This is a genomic window from Rathayibacter sp. VKM Ac-2754 (assembly GCF_009807095.1).
Taxonomy (GTDB): domain Bacteria; phylum Actinomycetota; class Actinomycetes; order Actinomycetales; family Microbacteriaceae; genus Rathayibacter.
This window is the reverse complement of sequence record NZ_WUCC01000008.1, coordinates 79947-99171: the sequence shown is the minus strand read 5'-3', so window position 1 is coordinate 99171 and position 19225 is coordinate 79947. Positions and strand designations below refer to the sequence as shown.

Sequence of the window (19225 nt, the reverse complement as noted above, 5' to 3'; positions counted from 1 at the left end):
TCCTCCGCCTTGCATCCCACCGCGCGGAGGCCCGCTCAGTGATGCCGGCCCTGCTGGAGCGCCTAGGCTGGATCCCTATGGCACATCTGCTGGGCGCCGAGGCGCTCCGACTCGAGTACCCCACGCGGGTCATCTTCGACGACGTCTCCCTGGGCATCGAGGAGGGCGACCGGATCGGGATCGTCGGACGCAACGGCGACGGCAAGTCGACGCTCCTCCGCCTCCTCGCGCAGCGCATCGAGCCCGACAGCGGTCGCGTCACGCACCGCCGCGGCGTCACCCTGGGCATGCTCGACCAGGCCGACACCGTCGACGAGGACCTCACCGTCGCCCAGGCCGTCGTCGGCGGCCTCGACGAGCACGAGTGGGCCGGTGATGCACGCACCCGCGACGTGATCGCCGGGCTGCTGCGCGACGTGCCGTGGGACGGCATCGTCGGATCCCTCTCCGGAGGCCAGCGCCGTCGGGTCGCGCTCGCGAAGCTGCTCGTCGGCGACTGGGACGTCGTGTTCCTCGACGAGCCCACCAACCACCTCGACGTCGAGGGCATCGCCTGGCTCGCCGAGCACCTCAAGCGCCGCTGGGCCGTCTCCTCCGGCGGGCTCGCGGTCGTGACCCACGATCGCTGGTTCCTCGACGAGATCTGCACCGCGACCTGGGAGGTGCACGACCGCATCGTCGAGCCCTTCGAGGGCGGCTACGCGGCCTACATCCTGCAGCGCGTCGAGCGCGACCGGATGGCGTCCACGATGGAGGCCAAGCGCCAGAACCTGATGAAGAAGGAGCTCGCCTGGCTCCGCCGCGGCGCGCCCGCCCGCACGGCGAAGCCCAAGTTCCGCATCGACGCGGCCAATCAGCTGATCGAGGACGAGCCTCCGGTGCGCGACTCGGTGTCGCTCTCGCAGCTCGCCGTCTCGCGCCTGGGGAAGGACGTCGTCGACCTGCTCGACGTCACCGTCCGCTACGGCGAGCGCACCGTGCTGAACCGCATCGAGTGGCGGATCGCTCCGGGCGAGCGCACCGGCATCCTCGGCGTGAACGGGGCCGGCAAGTCCACGCTCCTCGGGCTGGTGGCCGGAAGCGTCCAGCCCACCAGCGGCAGGGTCAAGCGCGGCACGACGGTCCGCGTCGCGATCCTCGACCAGCAGCTGCGCGAGCTGACGGAGGTGCAGCACCAGCCGGTCCGGGAGATCATCGCGGAGCAGCGCACCAGCTACTCCATCGGCGGCAAGGACATGACGCCGGGCCAGCTGCTCGAGCGCCTCGGCTTCTCGAGCGCCCAGCTCTCGACGCCGGTCAAGGACCTCTCGGGTGGCCAGCGCCGCCGCCTCCAGCTGCTGCTCATCCTGCTCAGCGAGCCGAACGTGCTCATCCTCGACGAGCCCACCAACGATCTCGACACCGACATGCTGGCCGCGATCGAGGACCTCCTCGACTCCTGGCCCGGCACCCTGCTCGTCGTCTCGCACGACCGGTACCTGCTCGAGCGCGTCACCGACCAGCAGTACGCGGTGATGGACGGCGCGTTCCGGCACCTGCCGGGCGGAGTCGAGCAGTACCTCGAGCTGCGCCGCGCCCTCGAGAAGGGGGCGCCGGCAGCCGCGTCGGGAGGCGCGTCCGCCGCCGCTCCCGGTCTCGCGGGTGCCGAGCGCCGCACCGCGACGAAGGAGGTGTCGGCGATCGACAGGCGTCTCTCGAAGCTGGGGCAGCTCACAGCCGCGGTGCACGAGAAGATGGCGACCCACGACCCGGACGACTACGACGGCATCCTCGAGCTGAACGCGAAGCTCCGGACCTACGCGGACGAGACCGCCGAGCTCGAGCTGCGCTGGCTGGAGCTCTCGGAGCTGCTCGAGGCCTGAGGCCCGCGCACCATCGGCTCAGAGTTCCGCTCGCGCGCCATGGTGCGCGAGCGGAACTCCTGGCTGACGTCGCGCTCAGCCGAAGTCGAGTGAGAGCTTCCGGAGGAGCTGCGCGAGCCGCTCCTGCTGCGCGTGCGTGAGCGCGCCCAGCAGCTCCTGCTCGGCGTCGACCAGGCGGGTGATCGCGGCGTCGACGCGGGCGAGCCCGGACGGCGTCATCTGCACGAGCACGCCGCGGCCGTCGTTCGGGTCGTCGAGGCGCTCGACCAGGTCGCGCTCGACCAGGCGGTCGATGCGGTTGGTCATGGTGCCGCTGGTGACCATGGTCGCCTGCAGCAGCTGCTTGGGGCTCATCCGGTAGGGAGCGCCGGCGCGGCGGAGCGCCGAGAGGACGTCGAACTCCCACGTCTCGAGCTCGGAGCGGCCGAAGGCGATGCCGCGGGCGCGCTCGAGCTGCTTGGCGAGCCTCCGCATGCGCGAGAAGACCTGCAGGGGAGTGAAGTCGAGGTCGGGCCGCTCGCGCACCCAGGCGTCGACGATCCCGTCGACCTCGTCATTCGCACTCACCCCTCCATTCTGGCGGGTGGACGCCCTCCGTCGTGCCGGCGGCGACCGCTGTTGACATCAACGGCTATAGCCTCTAGCTTGTGGCTATCCGCATTAGCCGACTGGAGGACGACATGACCGAGTTCCTGACCCTGGACGAAGGCACCATCGCGTACGACCTGACGGGAGAGGGACCCCTCGTGGTGCTCGCCCACGGCATGGGCGACAGCCGCCACTCCTACCGCTTCATCGTCCCGGCCCTCGTCGCCGCGGGCTACCGCGTCGCCAACGTCGACCTCCGCGGATGCGGCGAGTCCAGCGTCGACTGGAAGGGCTACAGCCGTACGGACATCGCCGGCGACCTGGTCGCCCTCGTCCGCCACCTCGGCGGCCCGGCCGTCCTCGTCGGCCAGTCGATCAGCGGCGGTGCGGCGACGATCGCCGCCGCCACGGCGCCCGACCTCGTCGTCGGCCTCGCCGAGCTCGCTCCCTTCACGCGCAAGCAGTCGATGGACTTCGGGGGGCTCCTGCGGGTGAAGAAGCACCGCGCCGGCACGATCGAGCTGGCGAAGGTCATGATGACCGGCAGCCTGAAGGGGTGGCTCGCCTACCTCGACTTGGCGATCCCCACGAAGCCCGTCGACTGGGCCCGCGAGCGCGCCCGGATCGAGACGAGCCTGAGCCGCCCCGAGCGGATGCGCGTGCTGAAGGCCATGACCACGACCACTCCGGCCGACGCCGGAGCCCAGCTGGGCAACGTGACGTGCCCGGTGCTCATCGTCGAGGGCGGCGCCGACCCCGACTGGGCCGACCCGCGCGCCGAGGGCGAGCGGATCCTCGCCGACCTGCCCGCCGGCCTCGGCGAGCTCGCCGTCATCGACGGCGCCGGCCACTACCCGCACACCGAGACCCCCGACGAGCTGCTCCGACTGCTCCTGCCCTTCCTCGGCAGGACCCTCGCCGCCACGCGCCGCGCCTAGAGCCGGGCTCGACGCCGCGATCGTCACGGAGGCCGGCGCGGCCCTCGCCGACGAGCGGGGGCTCGGCCGGCTCAGCACGAGCGCCGTCGCCGATCGGCTCGGGGTCGGGAACCCGTCGCTGTACGAGCACGTCGACGGCCTCGCCGCCCTCGAGCACCGCATCGCGGTCCGCGCGGCGACGGAGGTGGGGGACTCGACCCTCCCGCCCGGCGCCGCGGAGTGCGGGTCGAGCGCGGGCGGATGGCAGGATGGACGGCGCGCGCGAGCGCGGTCCGCCATGGTGTAACGGCAGCACGGCAGCCTTTGGAGCTGTCCGGTCCAGGTTCGAATCCTGGTGGCGGAGCAGGGTCCACCCGCGCGGGTCGGCCCCGGAGGAGAACGAGACATGGTCGACAGCACGCTCGCGGTCGTGATCCTGGCCGCCGGTCAGGGCACCCGGATGAAGTCCCGCACCCCGAAGGTCCTGCACCGGCTGGCGGGTCGCCCGCTGCTCGGGCACGTCCTCGACACCGCGGCCTCCCTCGACGCCGCCCACGTCGTCACCGTCGTCCGCCACGAGCGCGCGCGGGTGGCGGAGGCGGTCCTCGAGCACACCCCCGCGGCCCTCGTGGTCGATCAGGACGAGGTGCCCGGCACCGGCCGTGCGGTCGAGCTCGGCCTCGCGGCGCTGCCCGACGACTTCGACGGGACGGTCGTGGTGCTCAGCGCCGACGTCCCCCTCCTCGACGCCACGACCCTCCGCCGCCTCGTCGACGAGCACCTCGCCGCTGCGAACGCGCTGACGATGCTCTCGTGCGTGCTCGAGGAACCGACCGGGTTCGGGCGCATCGTGCGCGCGGGCGACGGCGGATTCGCCTCCATCGTCGAGCAGAAGGACGCGAGCGACGCCGAGCTCGCCCTCACCGAGACCAACGCCGGGGTGTACGCGTTCGACGCCGCCGCCCTCCGCTCGGTGATCGGCGCGATCGGCACCGACAACGCCCAGCGCGAGAAGTACCTGACGGACGCCGCTGCCGCGCTCAAGGCAGCGGGTCGCGCCATCGAGGCCGTCCCCGTGCAGGACCGCTGGCTCGTCGCCGGCATCAACGACCGCGCCCAGCTCGCCGACGCGGCGCTCGAGCTCAATGCCCGCATCGTGCGGCGCTGGCAGCTCGCCGGGGTCACGATCCAGGACCCGGCGACCACCTGGATCGACGTGGACGCCGTCCTCTCACCCGACGTCGAGATCCTCCCCGGCACCCAGATCAAGGGACCGACCGTCATCGCCTCCGGCGCGATCATCGGCCCCGACACCACCCTCGACGCGTGCGAGATCGGCGAGGACGCCGTGGTGAAGCGCTCCGACGCCACCCTCGCCGTGATCGGCGCCCGCGCCCAGGTCGGGCCGTTCTCCTACCTCCGTCCCGGCACCGTCCTCGGCGCCCGCGGCAAGATCGGCACCTACGTCGAGACGAAGAACGCCACCATCGGCGCCGGCTCGAAGGTGCCCCACCTCTCGTACGTCGGCGACGCGACGATCGGCGAGGAGTCGAACATCGGCGCCGGCTCGATCTTCGCCAACTACGACGGAGTGACCAAGGCCGCCTCGATAGTGGGGTCCCATGTGCGGGCCGGGTCGCACAACGTCTTCGTCGCCCCGGTTAGAATCGGCGACGGAGCGTACACGGGCGCCGGCACGGTCATCCGCAAGGACATCCCAGCCGGAGCCCTCGGGATCACCGTCGCTCCGCAGCGCAACATGGCCGGATGGGTGCAGACCCACCGCCCGGGAACCGCGTCGGCCACCGCCGCCGAGGCAGCCCTGGCGTCGGAGCCCACGGGCACCGAGCCGGCCACCGGAGGAAGCGGAGCACAGTGACGGCCATTACCGCCAGCAACAAGAAGAGCCTGGTCCTCGTCTCGGGGAGGGCGCACCCGGCGCTGGCGGAGCAGGTCGCCGCCGAGCTCGGCACCGAGCTCGTGAACACCGAGGGCCGCACCTTCGCCAACGGCGAGCTGTACGTGCGCTACGGCGACAGCGTCCGCGGAGGCGACGTGTTCGTCATGCAGTCGCACACCTCGCCGATCAACGAGTGGCTCATGGAGCAGCTCATCATGGTCGACGCGCTCAAGCGCGCCTCGGCCAAGCGCATCACGGTCGTCGCACCGTTCTACCCCTACGCCCGGCAGGACAAGAAGGGTCGCGGCCGCGAGCCGATCTCGGCCCGCCTCGTCGCCGACCTCTTCAAGGCCGCCGGAGCCGACCGGATCATGTCGGTCGATCTGCACGCCGCGCAGATCCAGGGCTTCTTCGACGGGCCCGTCGACCACCTCTTCGCCATGCCGGTGCTCCTCGAGCACTTCCGCGAGAAGCTCGACCCGTCGACCCTCACCATCGTCTCGCCCGACATGGGCCGCGTCCGCGTCGCCGACATCTGGAGCGACAAGCTCGGCGTGCCGCTCGCGATCATCCACAAGCGCCGCGACCCCAAGGTCGCCAACCAGGTCTCGGTCCACGAGATCGTCGGAGAGGTCGCCGGCCGCGTCTGCCTCCTCGTCGACGACCTCATCGACACCGGCCGCACCATCGCCAAGGCGGCCGAGGCCCTCAAGGCCGCCGGCGCCGTCGGAGTCGTCGTGGCCGCGACCCATGCGGTCTTCTCCGACCCGGCCCGCGAGCTGCTCAGCTCCGAGTTCATCGACTCCGTCGTCGTCACCGACACCCTCCCCCTCCCCGAGGAGAAGCGCTGGGACCGCCTCACGATCCTCCCCATCGCCCCGCTGCTCGCGCGGGCGATCCACGAGGTCTTCGATGACGGCTCCGTCACCTCCATGTTCGACGGCGACGCGTAGCGGGTCTCGGCACGGCCATCTGCGGCGTTGTCCTCGGTCGCGATACCGCCGGTATCGCTTCCTCGTCCGCCTTGCGATCGACCGCCCCGAGGCGCGCTCAGCGGCTTCGGGCGTGGAGTGGCTCCGCCCTGCTGGTCGAGTAGCCCCGCAGGGGCGTATCGAGACCCACTAGCGTCAGCAGATCAGGCTTCGGCCCTTGTCTTCTGACGGATGTGGATCTCGATACGCCCGCTGCGCGGGCTACTCGATCAGCGAGCGGGCGGCGGGAGAAGTCGGCGTCCGTGCCGAGCCTGCTGGTCGAGTAGCCCCGCAGGGGCGTATCGAGACCCACCGGCGTCAGCAGATCAGGCTTCGGCTGCCCTTCTGACGGATGTGGATCTCGATACGCCCGCTGCGCGGGCTACTCGATCAGCGAGCGGGCGGCGGGAGAAGTCGGCGCCGAGCATGCTGGTCGAGTAGCCCTGCAGGGGCGTATCGAGACCCACCGGCGTCAGCAGATCAGGCTTCGGCTGCCCTTCTGACGGACGTGGATCTCGATACGCCCGCTGCGCGGGCTACTCGATCAGCGAGCGGGCGGCGGGAGAAGTCGGCGTCCGTGCCGAGCCTGCTGGTCGAGTAGCCCCGCAGGGGCGTATCGAGACCCACCGGCGTCAGCAGATCGGGCTTGAGTCCCGGCCTTCTGACGGATGTGGATCTCGATACGCCCGCTGCGCGGGCTACTCGATCAGCGCGGAGGGCGGCAGGAGAAGCCGGCGCCGAGCATGCTGGTCGAGTAGCCCCGCAGGGGCGTATCGAGACCCACCGGCGTCAGCAGACCAGGCTTCAGCCCTGCCCTTCTGACGGATGTGGATCTCGATACGCCCGCTGCGCGGGCTACTCGATCAGCGAGGAGAGGGTGGGCTCCATCGACGAGGTGGGCCGATCGGCGAGGAGGGGACCTTCGCTCCGCTCTCGCCTCCCGGCCACGGCGGGACCGACGAGGTGGGCGATCGCTAGGGTGAGCGAGTGGCTGTGCGATCGGATCAGACCCGGACGGGGGGTCCGAAGCGTGCGCCGCGAGAGCCGGTGTGGGTGGTGGGGCTCGCGGGGCTGTTCCTCGTCTGGTCGCCCGCGGCGCTCGAGGCCGGCTGGTGGCTGCTCCTCGGGCTCGCGATCGCGACGGTCGCGGCGATCCTCGGCGTCCTCGCGGACGCAGGCCGGGCCGCGGAAGACGGGCCGACGGGGGAGTGGCTGGGGCTCGCGGGCCGGGCGCTCGGCTCCGCCGCCCTCGCGCTCACGGCCGCCGAGTCGGTGGTCGGCGCGAGCGCTCGCCCGGTCGCGATCCTCCTCCTGGTCGCGGTCACGCTCTTCGTCGTGCGCGGGGGAGTGCTCCGCCAGCGCCTGGCGGTGACCCTCGGTGCGCTCGTCGGACTCCTCCTCCTCGCCGCGGTCGTGATCGTGCTGGTCACCCCTCCGAGCGCGGCGTCGTCCGATCTGATCCTCGGCGGTCCCGAGGGGGCGGTCTCGGCGGCCGCCTTCCTGCTCCTCCTCTTCCCGACGGCGGCGCCCGGATCGAGGACCGGCGGCTCGCTGATCCGCATCGCCGTCACCGCCGTGCTCGCCGCGCTGATCGGCACCGGGCTCCTGCTCCTCGTGGGGCCCGGGACGCTCGCGGCGGCCGCGGCCCCGTTGCGCGCCTCCGTGGCGGGGACGGCGGCGGAGGTGCCGGTCGCGATCGCGGCGGTGGTCGCCTCCCTCCTCGCGCTCGTCGTGCTGGCGAGACGGGACGCCTCGGCGCTGGTGCGCCTCGCCGACGAGGGCGAGATCCCCCGGCCGTTCGCCGCCCGCAACCGCCGGACCGGCGTGCCGTCGGCGGTCCAGCTCGTGGTGTGCCTCGTCTCGGTGCTCGCCGTGGTGATCCTCGACGCGGATGCGCTGCTCGCCTTCGCGATCGGCGCGGCCTTGGTCGCGTCGACCCTCCGCCGCCTCGACCGGGGCGCGAGGGGAGTGTCCTGGGCCGCGGTCGTCTGGGCCGCGATGGCGCTGCTGCTCCTGCTGGCCCTGCCCTCGGCGACGGCCGCCGCGGTGGCCATCGTGCTCGCGGGGCTCCTGATCGTCCGCGCGTTCCGGCGCTGACCGCTCAGCGTCCGGCGCCCGACACCTCGTCGAGGGCGCGGCCCGGGAGTCGCAGCGACAGCGGATCCGCTCGCACCCGGTCGAGACCGGAGCGCACAGCGCCGAGCGCGACGGCCTGGTCGCCGAGTGTGGAGGCCAGGATCCGCGGCGCCGGGGCGTGCACTCGGCCGACCAGCCGCCGTGCCACGTCGGCGAGCAGCGGCTGAGCGGAGGCGGCGAGTGCGCCGCCCACGACGATGAGCGAGACGTCGAGCAGGTTCGCCAGGGTCGCGGCCACGTTCGTCAGGCGCTCGGCGAGCCGGTCGACGACCTCCTGAGCGAGCGGGTCGCCCGCCTCCGCGGCGGCGAAGACCTGCTCCGCTCCAGGAGCGTCCCTCCGATCGAGGAGCGATGCGGGATGCCCGGGGACGGCCAGCGCCTCGTGCGCCCAGTGCCGGGCGAGCGCCGCGATGCCCTCGGCCGAGCCGACGCCCTCGACCAGGTCGAGGTAGCGCATCTCGCCGGTGAGTCCGCGGGCACCGCGCAGCAGGCGTCCGCCCAGGACGACGCCTCCGCCGAGCCGTTCGCCGGAGAGCAGGGCGAGGTAGTCGTCGGCATCGACGGCCGCTCCGCGCCACCCCTCGGCGAGGGCGGCGAGGTTGGCGTCGTTGTCGACCACCGCCTCCCAGCCGCGGTCGGCGAACCGGTCGGCGAGCCCGGGGTTCATCACGCCCCAGAAGTCGTTGTCGCCCTCGGGCGAGCGACCGCGGGCGTCGACCGGTGCGGGGACGCCGAACGTGATCGCGAGGACACCGGAGTCGCTGATCCCCGCCTCGGCGAGGGTGCGGTCGAGGACCCGCTCGATGTCGGCGATGCGGTGCTCGCGGGGGATGTCCTCGACGTGCTCGTGCGCGACCGGCTCGGTGCGCCGGGCGACGGTCTCGCCGAGCAGGTCGGCGACGAAGACCCCGACGCTGTGCTGACCGGCGTCGACGCCGACGACCACCCCTGCGTCGCGCCGGAGTGAGTACCGGCGGGCCGGTCGCCCCTTGACGTAGTCGCCGGCGGCGCGCTGGTTCTCGAGCTCCTGGAGCCAGCCGAGCTCGATGAGGTCGTCGCAGACGGCGATCACGGTCGAGCGGGTCAGTCCGGTGCGCTCGATGAGATCGGAGGCGGTGAGGGGCGCTCCGCTCCAGGCCTGCCCGAGGACCTCGAGGGCGTTGCGGCGCCGCTGGAACGAGAACGTGGTGACCTCGGACATCCGCTGCACCTCCCTCTTGACCCCGGGCGGATCGGCTGCAACAGTACATCGCGTACTAGATTTTCTCATTAGATTTAGTCGACACAGCAACTTATCCACGATCCACGGGAGACGACGACGTGCCCCTTTCACCCTCCACCGCCGGCGGACTCAGCCGGCGCGCCCTCCTCGCGGCCGCGGGAGCCGGCGCCGCGGCGCTCGGCCTGTCGGCCTGCGCCTCGCCCGGCTCCTCGGGCGGCGTGACCGAGATCACCTTCTTCCAGTCCAAGCCCGAGGTCATCGGCTACTTCGGCGACGTGATCGACCGCTTCCACGCGTCGCAGTCGCGGATCCGCGTCGTCCACGACTTCTCCTCGAACCTCTCGGCCGGCTTCGTGCGGAGCAACCCGCCCGACCTCGGCTGCCTCAACTACAACTTCGAGGTGGCGCGCTTCGTCGAGCGGGGCGCCCTCAGCGATCTGTCCGACATGCCGGAGGCGAAGCGGATCAATCCCGCGATCCAGCCGCTGATCGAGCAGACCGCGGCCTACCCGGATCGCACGAGCGTCCTGCCGTACTCGCTGATGATGGCCGCGGTGCTCTACAACCGCGAGATCTTCGCGGCGCAGGGGCTCGAGGTGCCGACGACGTGGACCGAGTTCCTCGCGGTCTGCGAGGCGCTCACCGCCGCGGGCATCACCCCGATCTACGGCACCTACAAGGATCCGTGGACGGTCGCGCAGGGCCTGTTCGACTACTCCGTCGGCGGCACCGTCGACCTCGAGGCCTTCTTCTCGCAGCTGAAGGAGCAGGGCGCCGACGTCGGAGCCGGCTCCCCGGTGTCGTTCGAGAAGGACTTCGCCGCCCCGGTCGACCAGATGCTGCAGGTCGCCGCGTACTCGAACCCCAACGCGGCGAGCCGCGCCTACGGAGACGGCAACCTCGCGTTCTCGAACGGCGAGGCCGCGATGCTGTTCCAGGGTCCGTGGGCGCTGAGCGAGATCGCCAAGACGGCGCCCGACCTCTCGATCGGCGCGTTCCCGCTGCCGATGACCGACGATCCCGACGACCGCCGGGTGCGGGTCAACGTCGACCTCGCCCTCTGGATCCCCGAGGCCTCCGAGAAGAAGGAGGCGGCGCGCGAGTTCCTGGCCTTCCTGATGCAGCCCGAGATCATCGACGCGTACAACGCCGACAACAACGCGTTCGGCGTCACGACCGACGCGCCCCCGGTGACGCAGCCGACCCTCGTCGAGCTGCAGGAGTTCTACGACCGCGCCGCGTTCAGCCTCGGGGCCTCGCAGCTCGTGCCGCAGAACATCCCGCTGCAGAACTACCTCCAGGGCATCGTGCTCGGCTCCGACCCCGCGTCGACGCTGCGCACCGTCGACGCCGACTGGGCGCGCATCGCGTTCCGCTCCTGACCCCCCGCTTCCCACCACCTCTCAGAGACGAGACACCCATGGCACTCCAGGCCCCCACCCGAGCGGAGGCGCGCCCGACCGAGGCGCCCCGCCCGGCCGCCCCGCAACGGCGCCGGCAGCGCACCGACAGGACCTTCCTCCTGTATCTGCTGCCCGCGCTCGTGCTCTTCACGCTCGCGATCACCCTGCCCGCGGCGATGGGCGTCTTCTTCAGCTTCACCGACTCGATCGGCTTCGGCGAGTGGTCCTTCATCGGACTGACGAACTACGTCGCACTGTTCTCGGACCCGGCGATCGCCGCCTCCTACGGCTTCACGGTCCTGCTCGCCCTGGTCACCGTCGTGGCGGTGAACGTCGTCGCGTTCCTGCTCGCGATCGCTCTCACGTCGCAGATCCGCGGCAAGGTCGCCCTCCGCGCCGTGTTCGTGCTGCCGATGGTCGTCTCGGGCATCATCATCGCGTTCGTCTTCAACTTCCTGTTCTCGAACTCGCTGCCCGCCTTCGCCGAGTCGATCGCCTTCACGCCGCTCGCCAGCAGCATGCTGGCCGACCCGAACCTCGCGTGGCTCGCGATCGTGATCGTGACCGCCTGGCAGGCGGTCCCCTCCGCCCTGCTGATCTACATCGCCGGGGTGCTCTCCATCCCCGGAGACGTCTACGAGGCCGCATCGCTCGACGGCGCCTCCGCCTGGGGTCAGCTGCGCTCGATCACCCTCCCGCTCGTCGCGGGCTACGTCGTGATCAACCTCGTGATCGGCTTCAAGAACTTCCTCAACTCGTACGACATCATCGTCGGCCTCACCGACGGCGGCCCCGGAACCTCGACCCGCAGCGTCGCGATGACGATCTTCTCGGGCTTCACCAGCGGCGACTACGCCTACCAGATGGCCAACGCCACGATCTTCTTCCTCATCGCGCTCGTGATCGCGCTCGTGCAACTGCGCGTCTCGCGCGGAAAGGCGGCCTTCTGATGACCAGCCAGGTCCCCCTCGCCCCGTCCCTCCCCGGAACCCGGCCGGCGGTGAACGCCGACGCCCGCCGCGGCGCCCGGCGGAAGCGCTCCAGCCTCCTCCTCACGATCGTGCTCGCGATCTGCGCCCTCTCGGTGATCGGCCCGCTCTGGGTCACGCTCACGATGGCCTTCAAGACCACGGCGCAGGCGGTCGACGGCAACGCCTTCTCGATCCCGCTGCCGTTCTCGGTCGACGGCTTCGTGCAGGCGTGGAACCTCACCGACTTCCCGCGCGGCTTCGCGATCTCGGTGCTCGTGTCGGCGATCACGGTCGGCGGCACCATCGTCCTCAGCGCGCTGGCCGCGTTCGCCATCTCGCGCAACTGGGACAAGCGCTTCTACCGCTGGTCGTTCTTCTACCTGCTGGCCGCGATGTTCCTGCCGTTCCCGGTGCTCGCGCTCTCGCAGGTGTCGCTCACCGGGCTCGTCGGCCTCGACAACCCGATCGGCGTCGCGATCCTGCACGTGATGTTCCAGCTCTCGTTCAGCGTGATGCTGTTCACCGCGTTCCTCCGCTCGCTGCCGGAGGAGCTCGAGGAGAGCGCCCGCCTCGACGGGGCGTCGACGAACCAGGTGTTCTGGCGGCTGGTGTTCCCGCTGCTCGCCCCGATGAGCGCGACGGTCGGCATCTTCGCCTTCCTCGCCTCCTGGAACGACTTCATGATGCCGTCGCTGATCACCTCCGACCCGTCGCTGCAGACGCTGCCGGTGCTGCAGAAGATCTTCCAGACCCAGTTCAGCAACGACTACAACGTCGCCTTCGCCTCCTACCTGATGGCGATGGCGCCGGCGATCATCGTCTACCTCTTCACCCAGCGCTGGGTCATGTCCGGCGTTACTCAGGGCGCCATCAAGTAGGGCACGCGGGCCTCGGGGCGGCCATCTGCGGCGTTGTCGTCGGTTGCGATACCGCCGGTATCGCGCCCTCCTCCGCCTTGCAGCTGACCACCCCGAGACCCGCGGGCTCAGCTCCGGGGGACGCGGTAGGCGGTGGGCCGCGCTGCGCGCGAGCCAGGGAAAGCCGCGCTGTGCGCGAGCAGGGGAAGGCCGCGCTGCGCGTGAGCCGCAGGGGCAGCCTCTGCTGATCGAGTAGGCCGCGCAGCGGGCGTAACGAGGTCCACGTCCTCAGCGGGGTGGCGTGAACGAAACAGACCAATCAAGGGAAGGAAACACGTGACAGACACGGTGCTCACGAGGAGCGGGACGAAGGACGACGCGCTGTGGTGGCGGCAGGCGGCGGTGTACCAGATCTACCCGCGGAGCTTCGCGGATGCGAACGGGGACGGGATCGGGGATCTCGCGGGGATCATCCAGCGCATCCCGTACCTGAGGGAGCTCGGGGTGGACGCGGTCTGGCTCAGCCCGTTCTACCCGTCGGCGCTCGCCGACGGCGGCTACGACGTGGCCGACTACCGCGACGTCGACCCGCGGATCGGGACGCTCGCCGAGTTCGACGAGATGACGGCGCTGCTGCACGAGGCGGGCCTCCGTGTGATCGTCGACATCGTGCCGAACCACTCCTCCGACCTGCACCCGTGGTTCCAGGAGGCGCTCGCCGCCCCGAAGGGATCGCCCGAGCGGGAGCGCTACGTGTTCCGCGACGGCCGCGGCACCGACGGAGCCCTGCCGCCGAGCGACTGGGAGTCGGTCTTCGGGGGCCCGGCCTGGGAGCCGGTCGGTGACGGACAGTGGTACCTGCACCTGTTCGCGAGGGAGCAGCCCGACTGGAACTGGGCGAACCGCGAGATCCGCGACGACTTCCTCCGGACTCTCCGCTTCTGGTCCGACCGCGGGGTCGACGGCTTCCGGATCGACGTCGCGCACTCGCTGGTGAAGGATCTGACCGAGCCGCTCGCCGCCTCCGCCGAGCTCGTCGAGCAGCGCCTCGACGGCAGCCACCCCTTCTGGGACCGCGACGAGGTGCACGAGGTGTACGCCGAGTGGCGGGCGCTCTTCGACTCCTACGATCCGCCGCGCACCGCGGTGGCGGAGGCGTGGGTCGACGCGTCGAGGCGGGCCCGCTACGCGAGCCCCGAAGGACTCGGCCAGGCCTTCAACTTCGACCTGCTCGAGGCCGACTTCGACGCCGACACCGTGCGCCGCCTGATCTCGTTCAACCTCGAGCTGGCCGCGGAGTCGGGCTCCTCGACCACGTGGGTGCTCTCGAACCACGACGTGGTGCGGCACGCGACCCGCTACGGCCTGCCCGCGCAGGGCGAGGCTCCGGTCGCCCCCGCGAAGCAGTGGCTGCTGAGCGGAGGGGAGGAGCCGGCCCTCGACCGCGAGAAGGGGCTCCGCCGCGCCCGTGCCGCGACCCTCCTCCTGCTGGCCCTGCCGGGATCGGCCTACCTCTACCAGGGCGAGGAGCTGGGCCTGCACGAGGTCGCCGGCATCCCCGACGCCGAGCGCCAGGACCCGACCTTCTTCCGCAGCGGCGGGACCGACGTCGGTCGCGACGGCTGCCGGGTGCCGCTGCCGTGGGAGTCGACGGGCACCTCCTTCGGCTTCGGTCCGGGCGGCGCGCACCTGCCGCAGCCCACCTGGTTCGCCGACGCCTCCGTCGAGGCCGAGGAGCTGCGGGAGGAGTCGACCCTGTCGCTCTACCGCCGCGCCCTCGCGCTCCGGCACGCGCTGCAGACCGACGAGCAGCTGGAGTGGCGGGACGGCCAGGAGGGCGTCCTGCACTTCGCGCGCCCCAACGGCTGGCGCTCGGTGACGAACTTCGGCGACACCGCTGCCGCGCTGCCCGAGGGCGAGGTGCTCCTGGCGAGCGGACCGCTCGACGGCGTGCTGCCTCCGGACACCACCGTCTGGCTGCGCTGACCGGACTGCGCTGACCGCGACGACGAAGGCGCCCCTGCACCTCGGTGCGGGAGCGCCTTCGCCGTGTCGCCGACTAGTGGGTCGAGGGGTCCTGCTCGACCTCGGTGCGGTCGCCGGACCACAGCGTGTGGAAGGTGCCCTCCTTGTCGACGCGCTGGTAGGTGTGCGCGCCGAAGAAGTCGCGCTGGCCCTGCACGAGCGCTGCGGGGAGGCGCACCGACGAGAGCGAGTCGTAGTACGACAGCGCCGCGCCGAAGCCGGGGATCGGGACGCCCGAGAGCGCGGCGGTCGAGACGATGCGGCGCCAGGCGGCCTCGCCGTTGGCGACGGCCTCGGCGAAGTACGGGTCCTCGAGGAGCGTGGTGATGCTCGCGTCCTCGGCGTACGCGTCGACGATGCGGTTGAGGAACTGGGCGCGGATGATGCAGCCCGCGCGCCAGATCTTCGCGACGGCGCCCTTGTCGATCTCCCAGCCGTACTTCTCGGCACCGGCGATGATCGCGTCGAAGCCCTGCGAGTAGGCGACGACCTTCGAGGCGTAGAGGGCGGCGCGGACGTCGTCCTCGAAGCCGTCGTAGAGGGCGACGGGGGTCGGGCGCGAGGTGACGCGCTTCTGCACGGCGGCGCGCTGCTCGGGCTTCGAGGAGACGGCGCGGGCGAAGACGGCCTCGGCGATGCCGCCGACGGGCACGCCCAGGTCGAGCGCGTTCTGCACGGTCCAGACTCCGGTGCCCTTCGAGCCGGCCTGGTCGAGCACGACGTCGATGAAGGGCTTGCCGGTGTCGGCGTTGACCTGGCGGAGGACCTCGGCGGTGATCTCGATCAGGTACGACTCGAGGTCGCCCTTGTTCCACGCGTCGAAGACCTCGGCGATCGCGGCGGGCTCGTGGCCGCCGACGGTGCGGAGCAGGTCGTACGCCTCGGCGATGAGCTGCATGTCGGCGTACTCGATGCCGTTGTGGATCATCTTGACGAAGTGGCCGGCGCCGTCGGTGCCGATGTGCGTGACGCAGGGCTCGCCCTCGGCGACCGCGGCGATCGAGGAGAGGATCGGGCCGAGCGTCTTGTACGACTCGACCGAGCCGCCTGGCATGATCGACGGGCCCTTCAGCGCGCCCTCCTCGCCGCCCGAGATGCCGGTGCCGACGAAGTGGATGCCGGTCTCGCGGACCGTCTTCTCGCGGCGGATGGTGTCGGTGAAGAGGGCGTTGCCTCCGTCGACGATGATGTCGCCGGGCTCGAACACCTTCGTCAGCTGCTCGATCACGGCGTCGGTGCCGCGGCCCGCCTGGACCATGATGATCGCGGTGCGCGGGGTGCTGAGCGAGGCGGCGAAGTCCTCGATCGTCTCCGAGGCGACGAAGCCGGCCTCGGGGTGCTCGGTGATCAGCGTCTCGGTGCGCCCGTAGGAGCGGTTGAAGACGGCGACGGTGTTGCCCTCGCGGCTGGCGAGGTTGCGGGCGAGGTTCGAGCCCATCACCGCCAGACCGACGACTCCGATGTTGGCGGTGGCGGTGGGCTTGTCAGACACGGTTCTCCTCGACGTACGCGTTCAGGATCTCCAGGCTATCGCCGCGCCCCTCCGCGGTGCCCGGGTCGCGGCGCACGTCCGTCGCGATCGCGGCGCACGGCTGTGCGGCGAGGGGACCCCGGACCGTCGAGGCCGCCCTCGAGGGCAGGCTGTCTCGACGGTCCGGGGTCCCCTCGGCGTCAGGCTCCGTGTCCGGCGGGCACGCGCTCCGACTCGATCGGGGGCGGGGGAGGAGTGCCGTCGCCGAACGGGCGGCCGCCGAGCTCCTCGCGGCCTGACGGCACGAGCCAGCCCGACAGATCTGGGCCCTTGGGCACCACTCCGGTCGGGTTGATGTCGCGCTGGACCTCGTAGTAGTGCGACTTGATGTGGCTGAAGTCGATCGTGTCGCCGAATCCCGGAGTCGCGAACAGGTCGCGCGCGTAGCCCCAGAGCGCCGGCATCGCCGAGAGCAGGTTCCGGTTGGCCTTGAAGTGGCTGTAGTAGACGGCGTCGAAGCGCGCGAGCGTCGTGAAGAGGCGCACATCCGCCTCGGTGATCGTGTCGCCGACGAGGTAGCGCTGCGTCGACAGGCGCTCCTCGAGCCAGTCGAGGCGGGCCCAGAGCCGGTCGTAGGCGCGCTCGTACGACTTCTGCGAGCCGGCGAAGCCGCACTTGTAGACGCCGTTGTTCACGTCGTGGAAGACGAGCTCGGCGACCTCGTCGATCTCGTCGCGGTGCTTCTCGGGGTAGAGGTCCGGAGCGCCCTCGCGGTGGAACGCGGTCCACTCCGTCGAGAAGTCGAGCGTCATCACCGGGTAGTCGTTGGTGACGACCTCGCCGGTCGGGATGTCGACGATCGCCGGCACGGTGATGCCGCGCGGGTAGTCGGGGAAGCGCTTGAGGAACGCGTCCTGCAGGCGGGGGATGCCGAGCACCGGATCCACGCCGCCGGGATCGAGGTCGAAGGTCCAGCTGCGCTTGTCGTGCGTCGGGCCGCAGATCCCCATGGAGAGCGCGTCCTCGAGGCCGAGCAGGCGGCGCACGATCACGGCGCGGTTCGCCCACGGACACGCGCGCGCGACCACGAGTCGGTATCGGCCGGCCTCGACCGGGAAGCCGTCGCGGCCGTCGGCCGTGATGCGCGTCGGGATGTAGTTGGTGTCGCGGTGGAAGCCGTTCTTCTCCACGTACGAGCCGAAGTCGTCAGTCGTCATGCCCGCACGCTAGCGACCGCGGCTGGGTGCTCGGCGGAGCGGTGGCGGGAGCGCACGTCGACCGGTAGTGTGAGCAGCTGAACTTCGGCGAGGGATGCGCGAGTGCATCCGTGATCGACGCGGTGGAAGCAGGCGAAGCGCCCCGAGAGGGTCGCCCCGGACTTTTCCTCACGCTGACATGCGTTCGAGTCGAAACCCCGTCCGTGGCCGCAGGCCACGACCCGATCAGGTGGCGCACTGCGCTGCCGAGGAGAACATCATGGCTGAACTGACCAACAAGGTCGTCGTCGAGGTCCGCACCTCGTTCGGCAAGGGAGCGGCCCGCAAGATCCGCGCCCAGAACAAGATCCCCGCCGTGCTCTACGGCCACGGCACCGAGCCGCAGCACGTCACGCTGCCCGGCCACCAGATCCTCCTGCTGACCCGCAAGGCGAACGCGATCCTCGAGCTCGACATCGACGGCGTCGCGCAGACCTCGCTGGTCAAGGACATCCAGCGCGACCCGGTGCGCCAGATCATCGAGCACATCGACCTCGTGGTCATCAAGCTCGGCGAGAAGGTCGTCGTCGACATCCCCGTGCACGTCGAGGGCGAGGCCGCTCCCGGCACGCTCGTCTCGCTCGAGGCCAACACGCTCTCGCTCGAGGTCGACGCCACCAAGATCCCGCAGAACATCGTGGTGTCGGTCGAGGGCCTCGAGGAGGGGACCCAGATCCTCGCGAAGGACATCGAGCTCCTCGACAACGCGACGCTGCTCACCGACCCCGAGGCGCTCGTGGTCAACGTGACCGCCGAGGTCGAGCAGGACCTGGGCGAGGGCGAGGACGAGGCGCCCGCCACCGGCGACGTCGTCGCCGAGTCCGCCGAGTAGTCGGCGACACCACCCGCTCGAACGGGCCCGCCGCGATCGCGTGCGGGCCCGTTCCGCGTCCGGGCTCCGGGCGCCACTAAGAGAGCTCTGTCCACGAGAGGGAACGACATGGGTGACACCTGGCTGGTCGTCGGTCTGGGAAATCCGGGCGCGCAGTACGCCCGCAACCGGCACAACGTCGGCCAGATGGTGCTCGACGAGCTCGCGACGCGGATCGGCGGATCGTTCCGCCGCCACAACCGCGCGAACGCGGTCGTCGCCGAGGGCTTCCTCCGCCCCGGCGGGCCGAAGCTGGTGCTCGGCAAGCCGAACAGCTTCATGAACCTCTCGGGCGGCCCGACGGCGCAGCTGCTCGACTTCTACTCCCTCGAGCCTGCTCGCCTGATCGTGGTGCACGACGAGCTCGACATCCCGTTCGACACCCTCCGCCTCAAGCAGGGCGGCGGCCACGGCGGCCACAACGGCATCCGCGACATCCTCGCCTCCACCGGCGGAGCCGACTTCCTCCGCGTGCGCGTCGGCATCGGGCGCCCGCCCGGCCGGCAGAGCGCCGCCGACTTCGTGCTGAAGGACTTCGCCGGCCCCGAGCGCGAGACGCTCCCGATCCTGGTCGCCGATGCGGCCGACGCGGTCGAGCTCATCGCCGAGTCGGGCCTCTCGGCCGCGCAGCTGAAGTTCCACACCAGCGCGTAGCCGCCGGCGTTCGAAGGCCCGACCCGTCTGGCCGACTCCACCCGCCTGATCGCGCCTCCGAATCGTCGCGAATGGTCGCCTCAGCTCCCTCGACCCGACCCTTCGCGGCGAAGGGAACGCT

Annotated in this window: 16 protein-coding genes and 1 tRNA gene; 13 read left to right on the top strand and 4 right to left on the bottom strand. The window is 71.2% G+C overall.

Translation table 11 applies throughout. The annotated features are described in order from the left end of the window. The first annotated feature begins 77 nt into the window (after positions 1-77). The gene (locus GRS92_RS14090; protein ID WP_159857450.1) at positions 78-1862 is read left to right on the top strand and encodes an ABC-F family ATP-binding cassette domain-containing protein; all 1785 of its coding nucleotides are present in this window, start codon (positions 78-80) and stop codon (positions 1860-1862) included. A gap of 75 nt (positions 1863-1937) precedes the next feature. Here GRS92_RS14090 and GRS92_RS14085 read toward each other — a convergent pair whose 3' ends face one another. Next, entirely contained in the window at positions 1938-2429 is a 492-nt protein-coding gene (locus GRS92_RS14085; protein WP_068251926.1) for a MarR family winged helix-turn-helix transcriptional regulator, read from the bottom strand. Positions 2430-2542: 113 nt separating this feature from the next. On the opposite strand from GRS92_RS14085, the gene GRS92_RS14080 reads away from it, so the two are divergent. The 6 genes from GRS92_RS14080 (at position 2543) to GRS92_RS14055 (ending at position 8335) form a co-directional block, all read left to right on the top strand. After that, positions 2543-3388 (top strand): alpha/beta fold hydrolase, encoded by an 846-nt coding sequence (locus GRS92_RS14080; RefSeq protein ID WP_159857448.1) that lies wholly within the window; start codon positions 2543-2545, stop codon positions 3386-3388. A gap of 19 nt (positions 3389-3407) precedes the next feature. Beyond that, entirely contained in the window at positions 3408-3674 is a 267-nt protein-coding gene (locus tag GRS92_RS14075) for a TetR family transcriptional regulator (protein WP_159857619.1), read from the top strand. Further along, positions 3660-3731 (top strand) — tRNA-Gln (locus GRS92_RS14070). Before GRS92_RS14075 ends, GRS92_RS14070 begins: the two co-directional genes overlap by 15 nt. A 42-nt stretch (positions 3732-3773) precedes the next feature. Continuing rightward, a complete protein-coding gene (gene glmU, locus GRS92_RS14065; RefSeq protein WP_159857446.1) occupies positions 3774-5246 on the top strand; it encodes a bifunctional UDP-N-acetylglucosamine diphosphorylase/glucosamine-1-phosphate N-acetyltransferase GlmU in 1473 nt (490 codons plus the stop codon). Next, a complete protein-coding gene (locus tag GRS92_RS14060) occupies positions 5243-6220 on the top strand; it encodes a ribose-phosphate diphosphokinase (protein WP_159857444.1) in 978 nt (325 codons plus the stop codon). Before glmU ends, GRS92_RS14060 begins: the two co-directional genes overlap by 4 nt. Positions 6221-7291: 1071 nt before the next feature. After that, positions 7292-8335 (top strand): hypothetical protein, encoded by a 1044-nt coding sequence (locus GRS92_RS14055; RefSeq protein WP_159857442.1) that lies wholly within the window; start codon positions 7292-7294, stop codon positions 8333-8335. Between the two features lie 4 nt (positions 8336-8339). Here the strand turns inward: GRS92_RS14055 and GRS92_RS14050 are convergent, their stop codons facing one another. Further along, positions 8340-9575, bottom strand: coding sequence for an ROK family protein (locus GRS92_RS14050; protein ID WP_159857440.1), 1236 nt, complete (start codon positions 9573-9575; stop codon positions 8340-8342). Between the two features lie 119 nt (positions 9576-9694). Between GRS92_RS14050 and GRS92_RS14045 the strand changes: the two genes are divergently transcribed. The 4 genes from GRS92_RS14045 to GRS92_RS14030 all read left to right on the top strand — a co-directional run bounded on the left by GRS92_RS14045 (position 9695) and on the right by GRS92_RS14030 (position 14813). After that, positions 9695-10978: an ABC transporter substrate-binding protein gene (locus GRS92_RS14045; protein ID WP_159857438.1), complete on the top strand. Its 1284-nt coding sequence runs from the start codon at positions 9695-9697 to the stop codon at positions 10976-10978. Between the two features lie 38 nt (positions 10979-11016). Further along, a complete protein-coding gene (locus GRS92_RS14040; RefSeq protein ID WP_159857436.1) occupies positions 11017-11949 on the top strand; it encodes a carbohydrate ABC transporter permease in 933 nt (310 codons plus the stop codon). After that, a complete protein-coding gene (locus GRS92_RS14035) occupies positions 11949-12848 on the top strand; it encodes a carbohydrate ABC transporter permease (RefSeq protein ID WP_159857434.1) in 900 nt (299 codons plus the stop codon). The genes GRS92_RS14040 and GRS92_RS14035 overlap by 1 nt, the downstream gene beginning before the upstream one ends. Positions 12849-13163: 315 nt before the next feature. Next, the gene (locus tag GRS92_RS14030) at positions 13164-14813 is read left to right on the top strand and encodes a glycoside hydrolase family 13 protein (RefSeq protein ID WP_159857432.1); all 1650 of its coding nucleotides are present in this window, start codon (positions 13164-13166) and stop codon (positions 14811-14813) included. A 73-nt stretch (positions 14814-14886) separates the two neighbouring features. Here GRS92_RS14030 and gndA read toward each other — a convergent pair whose 3' ends face one another. Then, the gene (gndA, locus tag GRS92_RS14025; RefSeq protein WP_159857430.1) at positions 14887-16344 is read right to left on the bottom strand and encodes an NADP-dependent phosphogluconate dehydrogenase; all 1458 of its coding nucleotides are present in this window, start codon (positions 16342-16344) and stop codon (positions 14887-14889) included. Between the two features lie 179 nt (positions 16345-16523). Then, entirely contained in the window at positions 16524-17540 is a 1017-nt protein-coding gene (locus GRS92_RS14020; RefSeq protein WP_159857428.1) for a glutathione S-transferase family protein, read from the bottom strand. 259 nt (positions 17541-17799) lie between these two features. On the opposite strand from GRS92_RS14020, the gene GRS92_RS14015 reads away from it, so the two are divergent. Next, on the top strand, positions 17800-18411 hold the full coding sequence (locus GRS92_RS14015) for a 50S ribosomal protein L25/general stress protein Ctc (RefSeq protein ID WP_159857426.1): 612 nt from the start codon (positions 17800-17802) through the stop codon (positions 18409-18411). A 108-nt stretch (positions 18412-18519) separates the two neighbouring features. Further along, a complete protein-coding gene (gene pth / locus GRS92_RS14010) occupies positions 18520-19104 on the top strand; it encodes an aminoacyl-tRNA hydrolase (RefSeq protein WP_159857424.1) in 585 nt (194 codons plus the stop codon). Positions 19105-19225: the final 121 nt, after the last annotated feature.